Origin of the sequence: Zongyangia hominis, from assembly GCF_014385095.1 — a bacterium.
In the GTDB taxonomy this organism is placed as follows: domain Bacteria; phylum Bacillota; class Clostridia; order Oscillospirales; family Ruminococcaceae; genus Zongyangia; species Zongyangia hominis.
The window spans coordinates 199896-222774 of record NZ_JACRTC010000003.1 but is presented as its reverse complement, the minus strand read 5'-3'; the positions used below and the strand labels follow the sequence as shown (position 1 = coordinate 222774).

General features: G+C 55.4%; 20 protein-coding genes. All 20 read right to left on the bottom strand.

Annotated features, from left to right (window positions below; genetic code table 11):
- Position 1: 1 nt before the first annotated feature.
- A complete protein-coding gene (locus H8709_RS06395; protein ID WP_392391663.1) occupies positions 2-1489 on the bottom strand; it encodes a sugar ABC transporter ATP-binding protein in 1488 nt (495 codons plus the stop codon).
- Between the two features lie 947 nt (positions 1490-2436).
- Positions 2437-3459, bottom strand: a complete 1023-nt coding sequence (locus H8709_RS06390; RefSeq protein ID WP_262397544.1) for a sugar ABC transporter substrate-binding protein — start codon at positions 3457-3459, stop codon at positions 2437-2439.
- Positions 3460-3964: 505 nt separating this feature from the next.
- Positions 3965-4978 carry a sugar ABC transporter substrate-binding protein gene (locus H8709_RS06385; RefSeq protein WP_262397543.1) on the bottom strand — a complete coding sequence of 338 codons (1014 nt, stop codon included), beginning with the start codon at positions 4976-4978 and terminating at the stop codon, positions 3965-3967.
- A 600-nt stretch (positions 4979-5578) separates the two neighbouring features.
- Positions 5579-6553, bottom strand: a complete 975-nt coding sequence (locus tag H8709_RS06380; RefSeq protein ID WP_392391667.1) for a sugar ABC transporter substrate-binding protein — start codon at positions 6551-6553, stop codon at positions 5579-5581.
- 565 nt (positions 6554-7118) lie between these two features.
- Positions 7119-7940 (bottom strand): hypothetical protein, encoded by an 822-nt coding sequence (locus H8709_RS06375; RefSeq protein WP_262397541.1) that lies wholly within the window; start codon positions 7938-7940, stop codon positions 7119-7121.
- Between the two features lie 33 nt (positions 7941-7973).
- Positions 7974-9227, bottom strand: a complete 1254-nt coding sequence (locus H8709_RS06370) for a glutamate-5-semialdehyde dehydrogenase (RefSeq protein WP_316248748.1) — start codon at positions 9225-9227, stop codon at positions 7974-7976.
- Entirely contained in the window at positions 9227-10015 is a 789-nt protein-coding gene (gene proB, locus H8709_RS06365; RefSeq protein WP_262397540.1) for a glutamate 5-kinase, read from the bottom strand. Before proB ends, H8709_RS06370 begins: the two co-directional genes overlap by 1 nt.
- 159 nt (positions 10016-10174) lie before the next feature.
- Entirely contained in the window at positions 10175-10462 is a 288-nt protein-coding gene (locus H8709_RS06360; RefSeq protein WP_262397539.1) for a hypothetical protein, read from the bottom strand.
- Between the two features lie 219 nt (positions 10463-10681).
- Positions 10682-12799: a polyribonucleotide nucleotidyltransferase gene (locus tag H8709_RS06355; RefSeq protein WP_262397538.1), complete on the bottom strand. Its 2118-nt coding sequence runs from the start codon at positions 12797-12799 to the stop codon at positions 10682-10684.
- A gap of 247 nt (positions 12800-13046) precedes the next feature.
- Positions 13047-13310 (bottom strand): 30S ribosomal protein S15, encoded by a 264-nt coding sequence (gene rpsO, locus H8709_RS06350; RefSeq protein ID WP_262397600.1) that lies wholly within the window; start codon positions 13308-13310, stop codon positions 13047-13049.
- Positions 13311-13442: 132 nt separating this feature from the next.
- The gene (gene ribF / locus H8709_RS06345) at positions 13443-14435 is read right to left on the bottom strand and encodes a riboflavin biosynthesis protein RibF (RefSeq protein ID WP_262397537.1); all 993 of its coding nucleotides are present in this window, start codon (positions 14433-14435) and stop codon (positions 13443-13445) included.
- On the bottom strand, positions 14432-15331 hold the full coding sequence (truB, locus tag H8709_RS06340; RefSeq protein WP_262397536.1) for a tRNA pseudouridine(55) synthase TruB: 900 nt from the start codon (positions 15329-15331) through the stop codon (positions 14432-14434). The genes ribF and truB overlap by 4 nt, the downstream gene beginning before the upstream one ends.
- Before the next feature lie 3 nt (positions 15332-15334).
- Positions 15335-16318, bottom strand: a complete 984-nt coding sequence (locus H8709_RS06335; protein ID WP_262397535.1) for a DHH family phosphoesterase — start codon at positions 16316-16318, stop codon at positions 15335-15337.
- Between the two features lie 15 nt (positions 16319-16333).
- Complete coding sequence (rbfA, locus tag H8709_RS06330) at positions 16334-16678, bottom strand: 30S ribosome-binding factor RbfA (protein WP_262397534.1); 345 nt, start codon at positions 16676-16678, stop codon at positions 16334-16336.
- 99 nt (positions 16679-16777) lie between these two features.
- Positions 16778-19693 (bottom strand): translation initiation factor IF-2, encoded by a 2916-nt coding sequence (gene infB, locus H8709_RS06325; protein ID WP_262397533.1) that lies wholly within the window; start codon positions 19691-19693, stop codon positions 16778-16780.
- Positions 19694-19728: 35 nt separating this feature from the next.
- Positions 19729-20055, bottom strand: coding sequence for a L7Ae/L30e/S12e/Gadd45 family ribosomal protein (locus tag H8709_RS06320; RefSeq protein ID WP_262397532.1), 327 nt, complete (start codon positions 20053-20055; stop codon positions 19729-19731).
- Positions 20048-20317 (bottom strand): RNase P modulator RnpM, encoded by a 270-nt coding sequence (gene rnpM / locus H8709_RS06315; protein ID WP_262397531.1) that lies wholly within the window; start codon positions 20315-20317, stop codon positions 20048-20050. Before rnpM ends, H8709_RS06320 begins: the two co-directional genes overlap by 8 nt.
- Before the next feature lie 102 nt (positions 20318-20419).
- On the bottom strand, positions 20420-21463 hold the full coding sequence (gene nusA / locus H8709_RS06310) for a transcription termination factor NusA (RefSeq protein WP_262397530.1): 1044 nt from the start codon (positions 21461-21463) through the stop codon (positions 20420-20422).
- Positions 21460-21957: a ribosome maturation factor RimP gene (locus H8709_RS06305; protein ID WP_262397529.1), complete on the bottom strand. Its 498-nt coding sequence runs from the start codon at positions 21955-21957 to the stop codon at positions 21460-21462. Before H8709_RS06305 ends, nusA begins: the two co-directional genes overlap by 4 nt.
- 191 nt (positions 21958-22148) lie before the next feature.
- Positions 22149-22691 carry a stage V sporulation T C-terminal domain-containing protein gene (locus tag H8709_RS06300; RefSeq protein WP_262397528.1) on the bottom strand — a complete coding sequence of 181 codons (543 nt, stop codon included), beginning with the start codon at positions 22689-22691 and terminating at the stop codon, positions 22149-22151.
- Between the last annotated feature and the right edge of the window lie 188 nt (positions 22692-22879).

The window sequence follows — 22879 nt, the reverse complement described above, 5'->3', positions numbered from 1 at the left end:
CTTATCTTCCTCCTGTTGCAAAATGCATTACTCTCTCTTGCGAGAAATCTTTTCTATCTACCACGCCAGTGATTTCGCCCTCATACATGACACAGATTCTGTCACACATACCAAGGACTTCGGGCAGCTCCGAAGAAATCATGATGATCGAAACACCCTGGTCAGCCAGATTGTTCATGATCTGATAAATCTCAGCTTTGGCACCGACGTCAACGCCTCTGGTCGGCTCATCCATGATTAAGATCTTGGGAGCAGCCGCCAACCATTTACCAATCAGAACCTTCTGCTGATTTCCGCCGGACAGGTTGCCGACCAGCTGGTTAACAGAAGGAGTTTTGATAGCCATAGCATCAACATAAGTATTGATGATTTCGGTTTCTTTGCTCTTTTTAACAGAAATACCTTTGATGAAGTCACCCAGGACCGCCAGCGTCAAGTTGAAGCCAACGGAGTTCTTCAGAAGCAGACCCTCTTTCTTCCGGTTTTCCGGAACAAGGACAAGGCCCTCTCTCTGTGCGTCAGTGACGCCGTGGAACTCTACCTTTTTGCCATCAACGAACACTTCGCCGCCTTCGCGGGGATCCAGTCCGATCATGTCCTTCATCAGCTCGGAACGGCCGGAGCCGACCAGGCCTGCAAAGCCAAGGATTTCACCCTTGCGCAACTGGAAGCTGGCGTCTTTAACCAGGCCGCCTTTGACATTCTTAGCTTCCAGAACCACGTCGCCCAACTCATGGAAGGTTCTGACGTAGTAGTTATCCAGTGTACGGCCAACCATCATGGAGATCAGCTCATCACGAGTGGTCTCAGCGGTGACCTTGGTACCAACATACTGACCATCACGCATAACGGTGATTCTGTCGCAGATGCGGAACAGCTCATCCAGCTTATGAGAGATGTAAACAATGCCGATGCCCTGTGCTTTCAGTTTCTCGATGATCTCAAACAGATAATCGACCTCGCTGTCTGTCAGGGAGGAGGTCGGCTCATCCATGACCACAATCTTCGCATTGATGGAGATTGCCTTCACGATAGCGACCATCTGCTGCTGTGCAATGCTCAGCGCCAGGATCTTTCTGCTGGCCTTCATCTCCAGTCCGAATCCGTCGATCAGCTCCTGAGATACGCTCAGCATCTTTTTGAAGTCAACAGTACCGAATTTGGTTTTCGGCTCTCTGCCAAGAAAGATATTCTCAGCAATTGTCATCTCGGGTACCGTCATGATTTCCTGGTGGATGATACTAACGCCAGCCGCGTCGGCATCCATAACCGTGTTGATCTTGACTTCTTTGCCGTCAATAATGATTTGACCTTGGTCGGGATGATAAATACCGCCAAGAACCTTGATCAGGGTCGACTTACCTGCACCGTTCTCACCGAGCAATGCATGTACTTCGCCTGCTTTCAGTTCGAAGTCAACACTATTTAAGGCATAGACTCCAGGAAACTTCTTATGAATGTTCTTCATTTCTAATACAGTTTTTCCCACAGATTCTCACCTTCTTCTGCTATGATAAAACGCACAAAAACTGCCGGAAAATCCATCAGTTCCTGTGGCGCTTCCGGATATGACGAATCCAAGTTTCCACTTAGGCTCCCCATTCCGCGCACCCGGCCTCCGCCGGAAAGATTGCTCTTTTGCTTTTCTCTTCGCTCCACAAAGAAACGCCAAGAAAAACAACCACTTATTTACAGCCTGCCGTCCTTAACACTTGTTTCATTTCCGAATGCCCAACACAAACACTTTTTTCAAACTGTCCGTACTGAACATACAGATGTAGCCGCTAGAGCCCTTAGCAACTCACGATAAAACTGTTTAAGTTCAACAAATCCGTAAATTCAATGTGATGTTATTATTATAGCTGTCGAACCACTGCTTTTCAATATACCATCCGTCGAATTTCATCACAAATTTTTATAAGTTATTCACAAACACTTCATATGGTTTTCTCATTTCTTTTGATTGTATCGTTATCATATGTACTACTTACAGTTTTCGACGGGAAGGATTATTTATTTCATGCATTTTACTCGGAAACTCGATAGCTAATACATGTATACGTAAGCTTGTACCCAAATATTACTAACGATTCTACCAAAAATATGCACACGCCTTTGACGCCACTCCCCCGTTCCTGCGGAAAAAAGAGGGAACCACCTCATTAAGTTGTCTGTACTTGATTTTTTAAAAACCATACAACTTTTTCGTCTATGCGCGTTCTGTTCTCTTTCTCCCTTACCGTCCCTGTTTGAAAAGAATTTTTCACCCTTTTTGCATGCTTGTCCATTGAAAAGCTTTATTATTGCAATTATTGAGCAGGGTCAGAACTTTTTTTGAAATATCATGCTCTTTTTTGATTGTTCCCAAAGAAAAACCGCTATCCGATTGGATAGCGGTTTCTTTCCATTGGTTAGACGTAAACCACTGACTGTAGCTTACTGCCAGCTGTCGACACCGAAATCATCAACATTTTCAGGATTGATGTTAAAGGTGGGAACCAACTGTTTGTGCTCGCCGACATCTTCACCGGCCAGCAGTTTGTATGCCAGTTCGATGGAGCCTTCTGCCAAGCCCTTCGGGGACTGGGCGCCGGAACCATGCATTTTACCCTCTTTCATGGCCTTTTTGCCTTCGGGGGCACCATCAACGCCGTAAACTTTGATCTGACCAACCTTCTTGGCTGCTTCCAGAGCGGCTACGCAACCCATTGCGGAGGGGTCGTTGATCGCAAAGAAGCAATCCAAATCCGGATGTGCCTGCAGGATGTTTTCAGCCGGAGCCAGAGCACTCTGGGTCTCGCCCTTACCATCCTGGGTCGCGACTACTGTGTAGCCAGCGCCTTCGCCACCGGCATCCTCAAGAGCCTGACGGAAGCCTTTTTCACGGTTGTTGGTAGCCTCGCCGACGGGGCTGTTCAGAATGGCGATCTTTGCGCCGTTGGGGAAGTCCTTGGCAACCTGCTCGCCCATGACGTAACCAGCGTTCACGTTATCGGAAACCAGGATGACGTCGACCATGTCGGTATCAATGACGTCGGTATCAAAGTTAACGATAAAGACACCTGCTTTTTTCGCAGCATCCAGTCCAGGTCTAATACCTGCGGAGTCAAACGGGCAGACCAACAAAACGTCGATGCCGGCCATGCACATATCTTCAATACCGGAAACCTGCTTGCTGGTATCCTGCTGCGGGTCACTGGTGATCAGCTCGTCACCTTCATGCAGTTTGGATTTCATAGTGTCTTCAATGTAAATGAAGAAGGGGTTGTTCATAGTTGGCGGGGAATAACCGAATTTGTAGGGGCCCTCTTTGTTGGTGGAGCCGCCGCTGGATGAATCACCCGCGACAGAACTGGACTGATCGTTGCTGGGAGCGGAGCTTTCCTCTTTTGCCGCGCAGCCTGCAAAAACAGTAATGACCATCAATACTGCCAGTACAAGCGCCAGTAGCTTTTTCATAGTATTCCTCCTTAAAACAAAAAAACATTCGCCTCACTTTGAGGTTGTCTATATTATAAACTCATAGCTGTCTGTTTTCTATGTGCAACTTTACTAAAATTACTTCACCAAAAAGAAGACTTATGCCAATTTCTTGCGAATTTGTCCGAATTCGACCTGATTTCCTCCTTCTTTTCATTTTTTATTCTGATAAAATTGCCTTTACTTTTTTTTCGATGGAAAAGTCCTGACTTTGAATTCCCAGAATATCACAGCTTAATCTCGTGAGAAACAAGTTTCAAAAAATGAATAAATCCAAAAGATTATCTTTTGGATTTGCTTCATAATTTAGTCATATTTTTTAACAGTAACATTTTTCACGCTTAATTCGTCTTTCTTTGTATTTTTTATTTTCACTTATGGGAAAAACACACAGAAGACAAGGAGCAATCAAAAAAGAAAAAAGGCTCCGCTAAGCGGAGCCTTTTTTTAATTTTCGATCAAAACTCGCATAATAGAGTTCCTATTACTGCCAGCTGTCGGTGCCGTACTGGTCAACGTTGCTGCCGTCGATCAGGAAGGTGTCAACAAGGATCTTGTGCTCAACAGTCTCACCAGCGAGGAGCTTGTAAGCTACTTCGATGGAATCCTCAGCGATAGCTTTCGGGGACTGAGCGCCGGTAGCGACCATCTCGCCAGCTTTGATGGCTGCTTTGCCTTCGGGAGCGCCGTCAATACCGTAAACTTTGATGTCGCCGACTTTGTTCGCTGCTTTCAGAGCTGCGACAGCGCCAACAGCAGACGGGTCGTTGATGCAGAAGAACAGATCCAGGTCGGGGTTACCCTGCAGGATGTTCTCGGCCGGAGCCAGGGAGTCCTGAGTGGAACCGCCGCCGTTCTGCTCGGCAACTTCTTTGTAAGCATCTTTGTTAGCGGCTTCGGAGATTGCTCTTCTGAAACCAGCAACACGGTCGATGCAAGCCTGAGCAGTGGGCTGATGCAGGATAGCGATCTTAGCGCCATCGGGGAAGTCTTTGACGACTTTCTGGCCAACAACGTAACCAGCGTTCTCATTGTTGGAAACCAGGATGCAGTCTACCATGTCTTTATCAGCAACGTCGTTATCGAAGTTAACGATGATGACATTGGCTTTTTTCGCAGCGTCGAGGCCGGGGCGTACGCCTTCGGAGTCAACGGGGTTGAGCATGAGGACATCGATACCCTGGGTAACCATGTCTTCAATCTGGGAGATCTGCTTAGAAACGTCGAACTGCGGGTCAGTGGTAACCATCTCATCGCCTTTATCTTCGACGATTTTTCTCATAACGCCTTCAATATAGGTGAAGAAGGGGTTGTTCATGGTTGCGGGGGTGTAACCGAATTTGTAGGGGCCTTCTTTGCTGTCGCCGCCAGTGCTGGAAGAATCACCAGCAGGGGTGGAACTGGACTGAGAAGAAGAGCTTTCTTCTTTTGCTGCGCAGCCTGCGAAGATGGTAACTACCATCAGGACAGCCAGCACAAGTGCTAACAACTTTTTCATAATTTTCCTCCTTAAATACCAGATAAGTTCTGGAATCTTTGTCCTCATCTCTGAGGTCTTCTCTATTATACGGTGATCAGTTGTACCTTTTCTATATGCAACCTATCCAAAAAAAGACGACGAAACATTGCAACAAGTTTCATCGTCTTTTTTCTATTTAATTCTTATAAAAATCATCAACAATTTTCTTATTTTTTCCCGTTTATCATAGACAAGTTTTCTTATTGCCCAAAATTGTCAATGATGCGTCCCTGTGTTGTTTCGATTTCGTTACTTTTTATTCCGGTGGAACCCCCTTTGTATGGTATATTCACAATTTAGTCATTATTTTTTCTCTGCAACAAGTTTCATGCAGTGTTGTGAAACTTGTACCATTTAGCCTGGCGAAAACCGTCTAAAATACCTCATATGTACACAACACTTTTTCCTCCATAACGGCGGTGCCCTCGTTTATTTATTTGATTATGCGTTCTTTACTGGAAATTTCAGCTATTATTTCCCTTTGTAAAGATAAATAAAAAATGCCCTGCTAAAAGCAGGGCATTTCTTTTCATCGTAAGCTGCGCTTCGATTGTCAGGAATCAAAGGACTCCTTCGATCTTACTGCCAGCTGTCGGTGCCGTACTGATCAACATTGGTGTCATCGATCAGGAACACGTCAACCAGGATGTTCTTCTCAACAGTTTCGCCAGCCAGGATCTTGTAAGCTACTTCGACAGACTGCTCAGCGATTGCTTTCGGGGACTGAGCGCCGGTGCCGTGCATCTGGCCCTTTTTGATGGCAGTTTTGCCTTCGGGAGAACCGTCGATACCGTAAACTTTGATCTCGCCAACTTTGCCAGCGGCTTCCAGAGCTGCGACAGCGCCCATTGCGGACGGGTCGTTACCAGCGAAGAATGCGCCGACATCGGGGTTAGCCTGGAGGCAGTTCTCAGCCAGAGGCAGGGAGTCCTGAGTGGAGCCCTTACCATCCTGCTGGTAAACGACAGGATATTTGTCCTTGCCGGCCTCTTCCAGAGCCTGCATGAAGCCCGCAACGCGGTCCAGAGTGGATTTCGCAGTCGGGGAATCCAGGATAGCCAGTTTGGTGCCGTCCGGGAAGTCCTTAACAACCTTCTGGCCTACCAGATAGCCGGCCTGTTTGTTGTTGGAAACCAGGATGGATTCGACCATGTCGGTGTCATAAACGTCAGCGTCGAAGTTGACGATGGGGATGTTTGCCTTCTGGCAGGCATCCAGCGCCGGGCGAATGCCCTTGTTGTCAACCGGGTTCAGAAGCAGGACGTCGATGCCCTGGGTAACCATGTCTTCGATCTGGGAGATCTGTCTGCTCTGATCAAACTGGGGGTCAGCGCTGACAAATTTGTCGCCTTTGCCTTCAACAACAGCTTTGGCGGTGTCGCCAATGTAGACGAAGAAGGGGTTGTTCAGAGTCATTGCGGAATAACCAAAGGTGTAGGGGCCCTCTTTAGCGTCGCCACCGGTGCTGGAAGAATCGCCAGCGGGAGTGGAGCTAGACTGAGAAGAAGAGCTCTCTTCTTTTGCTGCACAGCCTGCAAAGATGGTAACTACCATCAGTACAGCCAGTACAAGGGCTAACAGTTTTTTCATGGATTTTCCTCCTCTTTTTTCCAGCTATGTACTGGAATATTAATTCTCTCCTCACATTTTTTGAGGTTGTATTCATTATACCGATGAAGTTGTACAATTTACTAGTAACAACCTGCTAAATATTAGCCTTTGAAACTATCTATGTTTTCTAAATCAATGATTTATTTGTGATTTTATCCTATTATATCAATGGTTCTTTTAATTATGACTAAATTATTAAGAAACAAGTTTCTTTCCGCCCATACTGGCAAACTGTTAACTTTCTGTCACTTCCAAATATTACAACTGACAAAAACTGGACAAAGACACAAGTTCCGGTACAAGTTTCTTTTTTATTCACAATTTAGTCATATTTATTTTTGTGCAAACTTGCATGCTCCTTTTTGTTTTTTGACCATAATTTTGCACGAACTTGTCTGTATCAATTTAGTGAAAAACGAAAGTAAGAGCGTGTGTATAAAACACACGCTCTTACTTTCTTGTATTTTTTCCCAAAAACATCTTTTAAAATGACGAATATGGGTTTTTCCTATTTGGCTTCGCTTTGGCCACCTGTACTAGTAATTGGAGCGGTGAGACTGGGGGTTTCCCCCTCCGCCGGCTGCTGGATGGAAACGATGTAATACTGGTTCTTCTCCTTTTTCAGGATGTACTTCATATATTTATCCGGCTCGGTCTCGTAGGTGTTGCCCTGCAAGTCCGCCATCCACTCGTTTCCGGTGGGGACATAGCCCACAATGATATGGTATTCCCCGCCGCTCTCCTTCTGCATGCTCACCACCTTGGCCTTGTAGGTGGCCATGATCCCGGTGACAGGCACCTTGTAGACCTGCTCCGTGCCCTCATAGATATAGCTGACGTCGAAGTCGCCGAAGCTTTGGTGCTGGAGCTTGAGGGAGCTGCCGAAGAGTTTGGCGCCGCTGAGGTCCACGTCGCTGACTTTCAGTACCCGCATCCCGAAGTCGTCGAAGGACTGCTTCTCCTCCGGCTCGTTGATGATGGTGTACCAAAGGGCCGACTGAAGCACCACCAGGGGGTCGGCGTCCTCCACCTTCTCAAAGGGCAGGGGGTCGAACATGACCACCGGTTGGAGATAGCGTTCCAATTTTCCCTTCTGTTTGCCGTTGTCCATGATATTGCCGGTGAGCTTGATGCTGGACACCACCACCGCAATGACGCCCACCAGCGCCAACAGCAGCAGGATGAGCCCCGCCACCGCGTATTTATTCTTCCGCTTGTGCCGGCCCACGTTCCTTCCGTGGCCGGGCCGTATCTGTTCAGTCTCCCGGCCCGGCTCCTCGTCGGGCACCAGAGGCGTGTTTTTCTCCAAATCCATGCCTAAACCATCCATTCCGCCATTTCCTGGCAAGATTCTTCTCTTTGCTTAGCGCACCTGTCCATCGCCATAGATGATATACTTCACGGTGGTTAGCTCCTTGAGCCCCATGGGACCCCGGGCGTGGAGCTTCTGGGTGGAGATGCCGATCTCCGCGCCGAAACCGAACTCCCCGCCGTCGGTAAACCGGGTGGAGGCGTTGACATAGACCGCCGCGCTATCGACGGTGTCCACAAACCGCTGGGCGCATCCCAGGTCCCGGGTGACGATGCACTCGCTGTGGCCGGAGGAATAGCTCCGCACATGGTCGATGGCCTCCTCCAGGGAATCCACCACCCGCACAGCCAGGATATAGTCGAGAAACTCGGTGGCATAGTCCTCCTCGGTGACGGGCTTGACACTGGGCCCTAAAATGGACCGTGTGTTTTCATCCCCCCGCAGCTCTACGTGCTTGGTGTCCAAAAGGACCTTGGCCACCGGCAGGAACTCCTGGGCAATGTCCCGGTGAACGAGCAGCGTCTCGGCCGCGTTGCACACCGAGGGCCGGGAGGTCTTGGCGTTAAAGATGATGTTGGCGCCCATCTGCACGTCGGCGCTTTTATCGATATAAATGTGGCAGTTGCCGGTGCCCGTCTCGATGACGGGAACGGTGGCCTGCTCCACCACGGCGCGGATGAGCCCGGCGCCGCCCCGGGGGATGAGCACGTCAAGATAATCGTTTAACTTCATCAGGGCCGTGGCGCTCTCCCGGGAGGTGTCTTCTATTAAAATGACGCTGTCGGCGGGCAGTCCCGTGCTCTCGATGGCGTCCCGCATGACGCCGGCCAAAGCCGTATTGGAACGGATGGCTTCCTTTCCGCCCCGTAAAATCACCGCGTTGCCTGTTTTAAGACACAGGGCCGCGCCGTCCACCGTCACATTGGGACGCGCTTCAAAGATGATGCCCACCACTCCCATAGGGACGCGGGTCTTTCTGACCTGCAACCCGTTGGGGCGGACAAAGCCGGTTTCGATGACCCCCACCGGGTCCTCCAGGTCCACAATCTTCTCCACCGCCGCGGCGATGTCCTCAATCCGGCTTTCCGTCAGGGTGAGCCGGTCAACCATAGAGGGCGACATTCCCCGCTCTTTGGCCGCCACAATGTCCGCGGCGTTTTCAGCGAGAATGGCCGCCTTTTCCCGGCGCAGCGCCTGCGCAATGGAAGAGAGCGCCCGGTTTTTTTCCATGGTGCCCGCGCACATCAGCGTCTGGGAGGCCTTCTTGGCCCGCTTCCCGATTTCAATGATCTGTGTCACATCCATCAGCCTTTCCGTTTAAAATGGGTGCCCACCTGCTGTCCTTCAAACAGCCGGTAGAGGATATAGGGGTCCTTGCCGTTGACGATGGCCATATCGATGCCCCGCTCCATGGCAAACTCGGCGGCGTTGAGCTTGGTGATCATACCGCCGGTGCCCCGTCTCGTGCCCGCGCCCGACGCCTTGGCCCGCAGCGCGTCGTCCACCTGGTCCACCTGACGGATCAGCCGGGCGTTTTCACAGGTGCGGGGATCGGCGTCGTAGAGACCGTCCACGTCGGTCATCACCACCAGCGCGTCGGCCTGGGCGATGGCCGCCACAATGGCGGACAGGCTGTCGTTGTCGCCGAACTCGATCTCCTCGACGCTCACCGTGTCGTTTTCGTTGACGATGGGGATGGCGCCGTAGTCCATCAGACGCTCAAAGGTATTCATAATATGCTGCTTGCGGTCGGGATTGTCGATGGCGTCCCGGGTGATGAGCACCTGGGAAATGGTGTGGTTATATTCAGAGAAGAGCTTGTCGTAGAGGTACATCAGCTCACACTGCCCCACCGAGGCCGCCGCCTGCTTGGAGGGGGTGTCCTGGGGCCGCTCCTTGAGCCCCAGCTTACCCACGCCCACGCCGATGGCGCCGGAGGACACCAGAATGACGTCCCTCCCCGAGTTTTTTAAATCGGAGAGGGTCTTGACCAGTCTCTCCAGATGGCGGATATTGATGAGTCCCGTGTCGTAGGTGAGCGTGGAAGTGCCCACCTTGACGACCACCCGTCTCGCTTTTTCAAAACAGTTCATCTTCGTTGTTCCCCTTCCGCCCGCATCCCCCGCTCCCACGGGGCCAAATTTCGGACCCGAGAGCCTTCTTTATATATAGAAGGGATACGGCGCCTTTTCATTATAACAAAATCCCCTTGCGCCAAACAAGAAACGGAATATGAATTTTGCACGCTGTGCCTATTTGCGCAGCGGGCCCTTGTCGTTTTTCTTTCTCTTCTCGATGATGACCATGATCATGCCGATGACGCCCACGAAGGTCAGGACCACAATGGCGATGTCCTGCTCCCTGGTCGTCTTGGGACGGCCGTCGCTGTTGGTCTCCGGCAGGGTGGTGGTGCTCTGGGGCGCACTGGTCGTCACAGCGCTTTGCTCCTCCATCCGAATGACCGGCGCGGCAATAGCCGTTTGCACGCCGGTGAAGGCGAGAACCATACATAGGATGACAGCCATGAGCTTCTTTTTCATTTTACTTCCCCTTTCGGATGTTGCCTGTGGACGCTGACACCTTGCGCCGCTTCAAAAGAGCAGCCGCGCTGCCCGCACTTTTTCAGGCGGGGGGCCTTCTCCACGGCACTTCATGTAGACATCATTATAGCACAAATGCCTATGCCCTGAAAAGAATATTTGTGAAAAAGGCCCCGGACACGGCAGTGTCCGGGGCCTCTATCGAGAGCGGCTTCGCTCTTATTCTTTTTCTTTGTTCTTCTTTGCCTGGATTTCCATCAGCGCGTCTTTTCTGGAGAGGTTGATTCTGCCCTGGGAGTCGATCTCGGTGACCTTGACGATGATCTCGTCGCCCACGGTGACCACGTCCTCCACCTTCTCCACCCGCTTCATGTCCAGCTTGGAGATGTGAACCAGTCCCTCTTTGCCCGGAGCGATTTCCACAAAGGCGCCGAAGTTCATCAGTCTGGTGACGCGGCCCTTGTAGAGCGCGCCCACCTCAGGGTCGTTGGCGATGGTCTCGATGACCTGAACCGCCCGGCGGGCATTGTCGATGTCGATGGCGGAGACGAAGACCTTGCCGTCGTCCTCGATGTCGATCTTGACCTCGCACTCGGCGCAGATTCTCTGGATGACCTTGCCGCCCGAACCGATGACCTCGCGGATCTTCTCCGGATCGATGGTCAGGGTGAGCATCTTGGGCGCGTATTTGGAGAGCTCCTCGCGCGGGGCGGGGATGCACTTGAGCATGATCTCATTTAAGATGTAAAGTCTGGCCTTTCTGGTCTTCTCAAAGGCTTCCTTGATGATGGGCAGCGTCAGGCCGTCCACCTTGATGTCCACCTGGATGGCGGTGATGCCCTTTTCGGTGCCGCCCACCTTAAAGTCCATGTCGCCGTAGAAGTCCTCCAGCCCCTGGATGTCCACCATGGTCATCCAGTCGTCGCCGTCGGTGATGAGGCCGCAGGAGATGCCGGCCACCGGCGCTTTGATGGGCACGCCCGCGTCCATCAGGGCCAGAGTGGAGCCGCAGATGGAGCCCTGGGAGGTGGAGCCATTGGAGGAAAGCACCTCGGAAACCAGGCGGTAAGCGTAGGGGAACTCCTCCACCGGCGGGATCACCGGCTCGAGGGCGCGCTCAGCCAGCGCGCCGTGACCGATCTCGCGGCGGCCGGGGCCGCGGCTGGGACGGGTCTCGCCCACCGAGTAGGAGGGGAAGTTATACTGATGCATATATCTCTTGGAATCCTCGCCGTCGATGCCGTCGAGGATCTGGGAATCGCTGACAGGGCCCAAGGTGACGATGGTGAGCACCTGGGTCTGACCGCGGGTAAACATGCCGGAACCGTGGACGCGGGGGATGAGTCCCACCTCGGCGGCCAAAGGCCGGATTTCATCCAGCTTTCTGCCGTCGACCCGCTTGCCCTGCTTGAGCCAGGCGCGGACGATCTGCTTCTGGAGCTGGTACATGCACTCGTCGACGGTACCCACCAGCTCCGGATACTCCTCGTCGAACTGGGCGTGGATGTCCTCGACGATGGGGGCCAGTCTCTTGTCCCGCTCGTTCTTGTCGTCGGTGTCAAGGGCCTCTTTGACCCGCTCCTCGGCAAACTCCTTGATCTTGCCGAAGAACTCGGGATTGACCTCCATGGACTCGAAGGTGAATTTCTCCTTGCCGATTTCGGCCTGGACGCCGAAAATGAAGTCGACCATCTTCTTGATCTCTTCATGGCCCTGGGCGATGGCGTCGAGCATGACGTCCTCGGGGACCTCGTTGGCGCCCGCCTCGATCATGACAATCTTCTCTTTGGAGCCCGCCACCGTGACAGACATCTCGGAGACCTTCCGCTGCTCCTCGTCGGGGTTGATGACCACCTTGCCGTCCACCAGGCCCAGGCTGACGCCCGCGATGGGTCCGGCCCAGGGGATGTCGGAGATGGACAGGGCGAAGGAAGTGCCGATCATGCCCGCGATTTCAGGGGAGCAGTCCGGGTCCACCGAAAGGACGGTCATGACGACGGAGACGTCGTTTCTCATGTATTTGGGGAAGAGGGGCCGGATGGGGCGGTCCACCAGCCGGGAGGCGAGAATCGCCTTCTGGGTGGGGCGGCCCTCCCGCTTCATAAAGGAGCCGGGGATTTTGCCCACGGCATAGAGCTTTTCTTCAAAGTCCACCGACAGCGGGAAAAAGTCGATGCCGTCTCTCGGCTTCTTGGAAGCGGTGGTATTGACAAGGACCGTGGTCTCGCCATAGCGCACCAGCACCGACGCGTTGGAGAGAGCGCACATCTTGCCGGTTTCAAAGGTGATCTTTTTCCCCGCCAGCTCTGTTTCAAAGACGCGGTAATTCTCGAACATGGTTGTTACCTCCAGTTTTGCGGCGGGAAGGGTCCCTCTGGTTTAGCAATTCATCCGTTACGCAAGTCCCCTTGCGTCCCCGATGCACTGCTAAAGCCGCGAGTGAAATTTCCCCGCCTGTATTTTTTGTCCCCCGGTTTTCCCGGCAGGACTTTGGCACGTTTTCCCTTCGCCCGAGGTTTTTTCCACCTCCGGCGAAATGCATTTGAAGGCAGGTGCTTTTTTACACCTGCCTTCAGAGCATAACTTACTTACGAATACCCAGCTTCGCAATGATCGCACGATAGCGGTTGATATCTTTTTTGATCAGGTAGTTGAGAAGGTTTCTTCTTTTACCGACCATTTTGAGCAGACCCCGGCGGGAGTGATGGTCCTTTTTGTTGACCTTCAGATGCTCGGTGAGCTCGTTGATTCTCTTGGTGAGAATGGCGATCTGCACTTCGGGGGAACCGGTGTCGCCCTCGTGGGTCGCGTTCTCCGCGATGACCTGGGCTTTGACTGCTTTGTCCAGCATGAAAATGCACCTCTTTTTCTAAAATTCGCCAGTACCATAGAAGAGGGCGGGCGCCTTCCCGTTGGGGGCTTTCTCCCTAAACCATGCATACGGCGCGCTGTGAAATTTCGGACCAAAGGCCGAACTCCACTAACTATCATAGGATACCACAGCGGGTACCCGTTTGTCTATATTTTTTGTAAATTTCTTGTTCTTTTCCAGTCCCGCCAGATACGCCCCCGAAATGCGGCGGGCGTCCTCGCTGTCCATCCAAATGCGCTCCTTGAGCTCCTCCAAGGAGCCGAACTTTTCCTCGGGGCGCAAAAAGGAGAGAAGCCGCACCTCCACGTTTTTGCCGTAGAGGTCCCCAGTGAAATCCAGGATATAGGTCTCGGCCAGGGGGTCCTTGACCGCCACCGTGGGTTTGATCCCGACGTTAGTCACCGCCTCCCGCCACCGTCCGCCCGCAAAGGCCAGAGAGGCGTAGACGCCAAAGCGCGGGATGATGCATCCCGCCGGAAAGGGCTGGTTGATGGTGGGGAAATCCAAGGTGCGCCCCAGCCGCCGGCCGTGGACGACCCGGGTGCCGATGGAAAAGAGGCTTTCCATCAGGCGGTTTGCCTCCTCGATCTCCCCGTTCTCGATGTGATGCCGGATGCGGGTGGAGCTGACCGGATGGCCGCCGTCATCCACGTGTTCCACCACCCGGACCTCGATGCCCCGCTCCCCGCAAAGTTCCCGCAGCGTCTCCACGTCCCCGGCGGCCCCTTTGCCAAAGCGGAAGTCGTAGCCGCAGGCGACAAACTTGACCCACAGGCGCTTCATCAGGATTTCCTCCACATACTCCCGGGGCGTCAGGTTGCAGAAGGCGGAGAAGGGGGGGCAGATTTCATAAGCAAAGCCCAACTGGGAAAAGATTTCACTGCGCCGCTCGGGCGTCATGATGGCGAGATTCCCCTGCTTGGAGGGAGGGGCCCCGCCGTCGAAGGTGAAGGTGAAAACGCAGGGAATAAGGCCCCTTTCCCGCTGGGCCAGGGCCTGGGCGAGCACCGCCCGGTGACCTTTGTGGACCCCGTCGAAGAGCCCCAGCGCCACGGCGGTGGGTTCCTTCCCCTGTATGTCCAAGGTGTTCTCTCGAATCAAAGAATGCCCTCCCCCAAAAATAGCTTTCGTATCCGCAGCTCCCCCTTCTCCTCGTCCCGGTAGCCGAGGCCGCCGAAGGCCCCGTCCTCCCGGAGCACCCGCAGATCGCCGGCAGCCGCGGGACAAGCGATGCGGTCTAAGGAGAGCTTCGCGCCGTTACAAAATAAGAAAAACGCCCGCTCGGAGAGCCGCACCGCAGGATACGCAGCAAAGGCACGCTCCACCGGCAGGAGTTTTTGTTCGATTTTCCCCGCCGCCATCAGTTCTTCCACTTCCTCAAGCGTCAGACAGTCGTCCAGATGAAAGCCGCAGGCTAGGATGCGGGTGAGCGCCGTCATGGTCCCTCCGCACCCGAGAAGCCGCCCCATATCGTGGCAGATGGTGCGGACATAGGTACCCTTGGAGCAAAAGACCTCCATTTCCACCTCGTCCCCCTCGACGCCCAGCACCCGGATGTCCCGGACGGTGATGGGACGGGCGGGGCGCTCCACCGTGATGCCCTGGCGGGCCAGATCGCAGAGCTTCCGCCCGCCGATCTTGACCGCCGAGTACATGGGCGGCACCTGCATCCCCTCCCCGCGGAAGGATTCCGCAGCCCGGCAGATTTCCGCCTCGCCGGGGCGCAGATCGCTTTGGGAGAGGACCCGGCCGGTGATGTCCTGGGTGTCGGTGGAAAGGCCCAGCCGGAAGCGGACCCGGTAGCCCTTGTCCTGATCGGGCAACAGGTCGCAGGCCTTGGTGGCCGTGCCCACAAGCACCGGCAGGACGCCGGTGGCCATGGGGTCCAACGTGCCGCTGTGGCCGATTTTTCTCGTCTTTAAGATCCCCCGGAGCTTTGCCACCACGTCAAAGGAGGTAAAGTCCTGGGGCTTATTGATGCAAAGGATGCCGTCCATGGATTATTTCCCCTCCAGCTCCGGGCGCAGCGCCTCCAAAATGGCCCCCTTGGCTTCCTCCAAATTTCCCGCGATAAAACAGCCCGCCGCCCGGGCGTGACCGCCGCCGCCCAGCGCGCTGCAAACGGCGGTGGCACTGATATTGTCGGACGTGCGCAGGGAGATTTTGTAGCCGCCCTCTTTCTCCCTGAGGGTGATGCCAGCCTGCACCCCCTCGATCTGCCGGGGGATGGCGGAGATGCCGTCGAGCTCACTGTCGGTGATGCCGGTTTGCTCGATGGCGTCGAGCGTCACCACGATGAGGGCGCAGCGGTTATCAAAGTGGTATTCCATGGTGGAGAGGACCAGCTGCTCCATCCGGATGCGGCTGAGGCTCTTGGTTTCGAACATGACGCGGTTGATCATCCCCGCCATGGCGCCCTTTTCATACAGGTCGGCCGCAATCCGGTGGGTGCGTGCCGTCACGTTGGTGTATCGGAAGCATCCGGTGTCGGTGGCGATGCCGGTGTAGACCGCCGACGCCATCACCGGGTCAAATTCCACCCCCATGGCTTTGATGACCTCATAGATCACCTCGGCGGTGGCGGCGCTGTCCGCTTCCAAGAGAACGCGGCGCGCGTAATGGGTGTTGGAGGGATGGTGGTCGATGCAAAGGTCCACCTGGTCCCGATAGGGCCATAATTTTTCCCCGAAGAGCTGGGTGTCGGCGATGTCCACCGCCACAATCATTTGGGGGACAAAGCTCTCCTCGGTATAGTGGTCGGTCAGGTAATCGTACCGGTCGGCGATGGGGTCGCTGCACTCGATTCTCGCCCGCTTGCCGCATTTTTGCAGCGCGAAACAAAGCCCGAAGGCCGAGCCCAGGGTGTCCCCGTCCGGATGCTGGTGGGATAAGATCAGAACGTCCTCTCCCAAAAGGAGCATCCGGGCCGCTTCCTCCACCTTTATTTCCTGGCCTTCCCTTTCGTTTTTGTTTTCCATCTTCATGTCTTCCCCGCTCCTTTATTTTTCGTCTAAATCCTTGAGCAGGGTGGAAATATGGGCGCTGTGCTCAATGGAGTCGTCGGCGATGAATTTAAACTCGGGGGAAGCGCGCAGTTTAAGGCGGTGGTTGATCTCCCGGCGGATGTAGCCCGCCGCGCTCTTGAGGCCCTTGACGGCCTCCTTGGCCCCCTCGATGCCATCCATGGAGCTGACATAAACCTTCACCTGGGACATATCCCCCGACATTTCGGTGCGCACGATGGTGATGAGGCCGCTGATCCGCGGGTCCTTGAGGGAACGCAAAATGTCGGTGAGTTCCCGCTTGACGTCCTCGCTGATTCTGTCCACTTTAAATCCTGCCATATTCTTTCACATCCTATCTTTCCGCCCGGATGGACGGATGACAAATTACCAGCAGACATTTTCTGCCTGCTGGTATAAATGAAACGAAACCGTTCCTTTTTATTCTCTGTATTCTTCCACGACATATGCTTCGAATACGTCGCCCTCTTTGATATCGTTGAATTTTTCCAAGCTCATGCCGCACTCGTAACCGGAGGCCACCTCTTTGACGTCGTCCTTGAAGCGCTTGAGGCTGTCGAGCTTGTCGTCTGCGATGATGATGCCGTCGCGGACGATGCGGATGTTGGCGCTGCGGGTGATCTTGCCTTCCAGCACATAGCAGCCGGCCACAGCGCCCACGCTGGAAATCTTGTACACCTGGCGCACTTCGGCCCGGCCTAAGTCCACATCCTTGAACTTGGGAGCCAGCATGCCCTTCATGGCGGACTTGATCTCGTCGATGGCGTCGTAGATGATGCGGTAGAGGCGGATTTCCACCCCGTCGCGCTCGGCCATATCCTTGGCCACCGGGTCGGGACGGACGTTGAAGCCGACGATGATGGCGTTGGAGGCGTCGGCCAGCATGACGTCCGATTCGCTGACGGCGCCCACCGCGCCGTGGATGACCTTGACGCGGACTTCCTCGTTGGACAGCTTCTCCAGCGACTGGCGGACCGCTTCCACCGAGCCCTGAACGTCGGCCTTGATGATGATGGGCAGTTCCTTGACCTCGCCCTGTTCGATCTGGGAGAAGAGGTTATCCAGCGTCACCTTCTGATAGGTGCTAAACTGCTCCTCCTTCATCTCGTGGCGGCGCTGGTCCACCAGCTCCTTGGCGAGCCGCTCGTCCTCGACACAGTTGAAGATGTCGCCGGCCGAAGGCACCTCGGAAAGTCCGGTGATTTCCACCGGCACCGACGGGCCCGCCTCGGACACCTTGCGGTGACGGTCGTCGAGCATGACCCGCACATGGCCCAAAGCCGTGCCCGCGATGATGACGTCGCCGGTGTGCAGGGTGCCGTTTTGTACCAGCACCGTGGCCACCGGGCCGCGGCCTTTGTCGAGCTTCGCTTCAATGACGGTGCCCTTGGCAAGACGGTCGGGGTTTGCCTTGAGCTCCTTCATATCGGCCACCAGCTGGACCATCTCCAAGAGGGTATCGATATTGTCGTGGGTCTTGGCGGAGACCGGGACGCAGATGACGTCGCCGCCCCACTCTTCGGGAACCAGCTCGTACTCGGTCAGCTCCTGCTTGACCTTGTCGGGGTTAGCCTCGGGTTTATCCATCTTGTTGATGGCCACGATGATGGAGACCCCCGCCGCCTTGGCGTGGTTGATGGCCTCCACCGTCTGGGGCATGATGCCGTCGTCGGCGGCTACCACCAGGATGGCGATATCGGTGACCTGGGCGCCGCGGGCACGCATGGAGGTAAACGCCTCATGGCCCGGGGTATCCAGGAAGGTGACATATTTGCCGCCCACCTTGACCCGGTAGGCGCCGATGTGCTGGGTGATGCCGCCGGCCTCGGTGGCGGTGACGTCGGAGTTGCGGATGGCGTCGAGGAGGCTGGTTTTGCCGTGGTCGACATGTCCCATGACCACAACCACCGGGCTTCTCTCCTGGAGGGACGCCTCGTCGTCCTCGCTGTCGTCGATGAGGCGCTCCTCGATGGTGACGACCACTTCCTTCTCCACCTTAGCGCCAAAGTCCATGGCGATGAGGGCGGCGGTGTCGTAGTCGATGGTCTCGGTGACGGTGGCCATGATGCCAAGGCCCATCAGCTTTTTGATGACCTGGGCCGCCGGTACCATCAGCTTGGAGGCGAGCTCGCCCACCACGATGGCCTCCGGCAACGCCAGATGCAGCTGAGGCCGTTTGGCGCGCTCGGCCTCGATGCGGCGGAGTTTCTCTGCCTCGGTCTCCCGCTTTCTCCCGTACTGGCCACGGCCCCGCTGGGCGCTGCGCTGATTGAGCTTCTGCTTTTTCTGCACATTGTCCTTGTTGGCCGCCGCCGGGGCGATCTGCTCGTAATGCTCGTTATATTTATCCAAGTTGACCTGCGCGGCGCGCATGTCGACATATCTCACGTTCTTGTCCGCGTCGATGGTGGAGACGTTGGAGTTGCTGCCCACCGTGGTCGGCGCCTGTCTGGGCGGAAGCTGCTTGTTGAGCGCCGGGCGCTTGGGGTTCTGCTGGCCGGGACGTCCCTGGAAGGAGGGGCGCCCGCCCTGTCCACCCTGGTACGGCGGGCGATTCCCCTGCTGGCCGCCCTGATACGGAGGACGGCTGCCCTGCTGACCACCCTGGTACGGCGGGCGGCTGCCCTGCTGGTTACCCTGATACGGCGGACGGCTGCCCTGCTGGCCACCCTGGTAGGGCGGGCGGCTGCCCTGCTGATTGCCCTGATACGGCGGACGGCTGCCCTGCTGGCCGCCCTGATACGGCGGACGGCTGCCCTGCTGGCCACCCTGGTACGGCGGGCGGTTGCCCTGCTGGTTACCCTGGTACGGCGGGCGGTTGCCCTGCTGATTGCCCTGATACGGCGGGCGGTTCTGCGGGGCGGCCTGTGGCCGCGTCTCCTGGGGCTTTGCGGGGGCAGCACTCTGGGGCGCAGAAGCACTCTGAGGCGCTGCCGGCGCCTCTTTGGGCGCGGCGGCCGGGCTCTGTGCCGCGGCAGGCGCGGGAGCCGGGGTTTTGGCCGGGGCTGCGGGCGCCGTCGGAGCCGGTTTTGCCACGGGCGCGGCAGGAGCGGCTTGCGCCGCCGGAGCGGCCGGCGCCGCTTTGGGGGCGGGAGCCGCCTTGGGCGCGGGCTTGGGCGCCGGTTCCTTTCTCACGCCGGACGCGAAGTAGGCGTTAAAATTTTGCACCTGGCTTTTCTGGGTATAATGTTCAAAAACAAGATTGAGCTCCTGTTCTGTCAGCGCAGTCATATGCTTTTTGGGCGTATCGAAGTGCTCTCCGAGCAGATCGATGACATCCTTGCTGGGGACGTTCAGGTCTTTGGCGACCTCGTGGACTCTGTACTTTATGATCACTGGGCGTTACCTCCTTGTCATTGCGGCCATCAAAATTACACACATGGTTTCGTATCCTCATCCGATACGAGAAGTTGTCTGAGCCTCCCTGCCATACCGCGGTCCAATACCGCCAGTACGCCGGAGCGCTTTCCCACCACAAACCAAATTTCGTCCATGGTGGCCGGAAGGGGTTCCAAAGGAACTTGGCTCCGGGCGCAGATGAGGCTTACCTCCTTGTAGGTTTTCTGCGACAGGTCGGATGCACATAGGACAAGCGCTGCCCTGCGTGTGTGGACCGCCTCTTTTACAACATCAAATCCGAGAGCTAACCTGCCCGCTCTTTTTATCAGCGAGAGAAAGGATAGCAGCTGTTCATTCACTTGCCTGCATTTCCTCCTCCATCTTTTGATACACTTCGTCGGGAATGGCGCAGGAGAAAGCCCGTTCAAAGCCCTTTTGCTTTCTCGCTTTCTTAAAGCACTCCACATTCCTGCAAACATAGGCGCCCCGCCCCGATTTTTTTCCGGTGAGATCCAGGAATATTTCACCCGTATTGGTCTTGACCACCCGGACAAGCTCCTTCTTGGGTTTCATCTCCCGACATCCGGTACACATCCGCATGGGTACTTTTCTTGCCTGCATCGTTTCCTCCATCCTTTACCATCCGGCGAAAGAGTTTCTCATCTATTTGATCGCCCCGGTGGGGGCGCCGTTTCAAAATATAAGTAAGCCAAACTGATGGGACTATTGCATAACGCCCTCGCTGCGGATGTCGATTTTCCATCCGGTCAGCCGGGCCGCCAGGCGGGCGTTTTGTCCCTTATTGCCGATGGCCAGGGACAGCTGGTTTTCGGGGACCACCACATGGCAGGTCTTTAATTCCTCGTCCTCCACTTCCACGCTGATGACATCAGCCGGGGAAAGGGCGGCGGCGATAAACTCCGCCGGGTCCTCGCTGTATTTGATGACGTCGATTTTCTCGCCGCCCAACTCGTCTACAATCTTGGCCACCCGCACGCCCCGCTGTCCGATGCAGGCGCCCACGGCGTCCACATTGGGATCCTTGGTGTGTACGGCGATCTTGGTCCGGGAGCCGGCCTCCCGGGAAATGGCTTTGACTTCCACCACGCCGTCGTAAATTTCCGGCACTTCCATTTCAAAGAGGCGTTTGACCAGCCCCGGATGGGTCCGGGAAATCATGACCCTGGGTCCGCGCTCGGAATCGGCGACCTCCACCACATAGACCTTGATCCGCTCGCCCTCCCGGAGCTCCTCCCCGGGCACCTGCTCGCTCTTGGGGAGCACCGCTTCGTTGCGGCCGATCTCCAGGGTGGCGGTGCCGCGCTTTAGGTCGATGCGCTGGACAATGGCGGTGACGATCTCCTGCTCCTTGTTCTGGAACTCCTGGAGCATCTGTCCCCGCTCCGCTTCCCGGATGCCCTGGCGGATGACGTGCTTGGCCGTCTGGGCCGCGATTCTGCCGAACTGCTTGGTCTCCAAATGGATGTTGACCACCGAGCCGACCTGCGCTTTTTTATCATAGGCGAGGGCGTTTTCCAAGAGAATCTCGTTGGCCTCGTCCTCCACCTCGTCCACGACGTTCTTCACAATCGCCACGTCGAAAACGCCCTTGTCGGGATTGATGTCCACTAAGACATTTTCCACCCCCGCGTAATCGCGCTTGACGGCGATGACAATGGCGTTGCTGATCTTCTCCAGCAGGTAGTCCGCCGGGATGCCTTTTTCTCTTTCCAGCAGCGCCAGAGCCTCAAAAAACTCGGTGTTCATTCTCCGCATCCTCCCATTTCAAAATCGTCATACAGTCGTATAAATGCCGCCCCCGCTTTATCAAAGGAGAAAGCCGCACCATTTTCCAGCGTCATGGTGACCACCCCGTTCTCCAGCGACTGGAGCTCGCCGGTGTAGTCCCGGCATCCGTCCACCGGACGAATGAGCCTGACATTAATTTTATGTCCGAGAAACTGTTCAAAATGCCAATTCTTTACAAGATCCCGCTCCACGCCGGGGGAGGAGACCTCCAGATAATAGCTCTGGGCGATGGGGTCCGCATCGTCGAGGAGCTTGTCGATGCCGCGGCTGACACGCTCGCAGTCGTCGATGTCCACGCCGCCCTCTTTGTCGATGAAGATGCGCAGATACCAGTACGCGCCCTCTTTCTCAAACCGGACGTCCCACAGTTTAAGGCCCATCTGAGCGATCACCGGCTCCACGATGCCGGTCACAGTCTGGACGGTGTTGCCGCCCTGTTTCGCCTTCGCCACAAAAAATCACTCCAACATAAAGCGAAGAGTGGGCTAACCCACTCTTCACCTTCACTCTATTCTTACTTTATCTAGGATACACTGAAAAATGGCTTCTGTCAAGGTTTTTTCGCCCTTTTGCGGGGGAATGCGGCGGCTTTTGCCCCAGCCTTTCCCCCCTTCCCTGCCTGGAAAGAGCGTCCTTTGGCCGGTTATTCCTCCATCTGTTTGCCGAGGAAGGCAGCCGCCGCCTGGATGAGCTTGATTTCACTCTCCCCTACGGCGGAGGCGGGCTCGCTGGCTAAAAACATGACCGTGCCGGACACGTCGCCGCCGGATAAGATGGGGATGGCGACGCTGGCGAAGCGCTCCACGCCCTCCACCGGCTGGAGGCGTTTTTGCTCCTTGGAGGAATAGATATAGCCGCGGCGCTGCTCCATGATGTCCTCAAGGGAGGCGGAGACCCGCCGCTCAATCATTTCCTTTTTGGGGATGCCGGACACCGCCACCACGTGATCCCGGTCGCTGACGATGACCGGATGGCCGCCGATCTTATAGAGCACGTCGGCATATTGGCCCGCAAAGGAAGCCAGCTCTCCGATGGGGGAATATTTTTTGAAGATCACTTCGCCGTCGTTATCGGTGTATATTTCAAGGGGATCCCCCTCCCTGATCCGCATGGTTCTCCGGATTTCTTTGGGGATGACCACCCTTCCCAAATCATCAATTCTTCTCACAATTCCTGTCGCTTTCATTCGTTTGTTTCCTCCTATACATCCGGGCGCGCTGTCCGGAAATTCAAAATCATTAGCTGGACCGATTCCCAGCATACGGCTTGCCGCCGCGGTGTCCTTTCCGGACGCCCGGTCTGATGTTTCTACGGGAGGTCGTCCATATGCGCCGAATCTCTTGCTTCTATTATTTACTAACGCCCAAAACTTAT

What these genes read in the sequence shown, in the direction of transcription:
- H8709_RS06390 (WP_262397544.1), bottom strand. Translation starts at nt 3,459, where the DNA reads ATGAAAAAGCTACTGGCGCTTGTACTGGCAGTATTGATGGTCATTACT.
- H8709_RS06385 (WP_262397543.1), bottom strand. Translation starts at nt 4,978, where the DNA reads ATGAAAAAGTTGTTAGCACTTGTGCTGGCTGTCCTGATGGTAGTTACC.
- H8709_RS06380 (WP_392391667.1), bottom strand. Translation starts at nt 6,553, where the DNA reads ATGGTAGTTACCATCTTTGCAGGCTGTGCAGCAAAAGAAGAGAGCTCT.
- H8709_RS06375 (WP_262397541.1), bottom strand. Translation starts at nt 7,940, where the DNA reads ATGGATGGTTTAGGCATGGATTTGGAGAAAAACACGCCTCTGGTGCCC.
- H8709_RS06370 (WP_316248748.1), bottom strand. Translation starts at nt 9,227, where the DNA reads ATGGATGTGACACAGATCATTGAAATCGGGAAGCGGGCCAAGAAGGCC.
- proB (WP_262397540.1), bottom strand. Translation starts at nt 10,015, where the DNA reads ATGAACTGTTTTGAAAAAGCGAGACGGGTGGTCGTCAAGGTGGGCACT.
- H8709_RS06360 (WP_262397539.1), bottom strand. Translation starts at nt 10,462, where the DNA reads ATGAAAAAGAAGCTCATGGCTGTCATCCTATGTATGGTTCTCGCCTTC.
- H8709_RS06355 (WP_262397538.1), bottom strand. Translation starts at nt 12,799, where the DNA reads ATGTTCGAGAATTACCGCGTCTTTGAAACAGAGCTGGCGGGGAAAAAG.
- truB (WP_262397536.1), bottom strand. Translation starts at nt 15,331, where the DNA reads ATGGACGGCATCCTTTGCATCAATAAGCCCCAGGACTTTACCTCCTTT.
- H8709_RS06335 (WP_262397535.1), bottom strand. Translation starts at nt 16,318, where the DNA reads ATGAAGATGGAAAACAAAAACGAAAGGGAAGGCCAGGAAATAAAGGTG.
- rbfA (WP_262397534.1), bottom strand. Translation starts at nt 16,678, where the DNA reads ATGGCAGGATTTAAAGTGGACAGAATCAGCGAGGACGTCAAGCGGGAA.
- rnpM (WP_262397531.1), bottom strand. Translation starts at nt 20,317, where the DNA reads ATGCAGGCAAGAAAAGTACCCATGCGGATGTGTACCGGATGTCGGGAG.
- nusA (WP_262397530.1), bottom strand. Translation starts at nt 21,463, where the DNA reads ATGAACACCGAGTTTTTTGAGGCTCTGGCGCTGCTGGAAAGAGAAAAA.
- H8709_RS06300 (WP_262397528.1), bottom strand. Translation starts at nt 22,691, where the DNA reads ATGAAAGCGACAGGAATTGTGAGAAGAATTGATGATTTGGGAAGGGTG.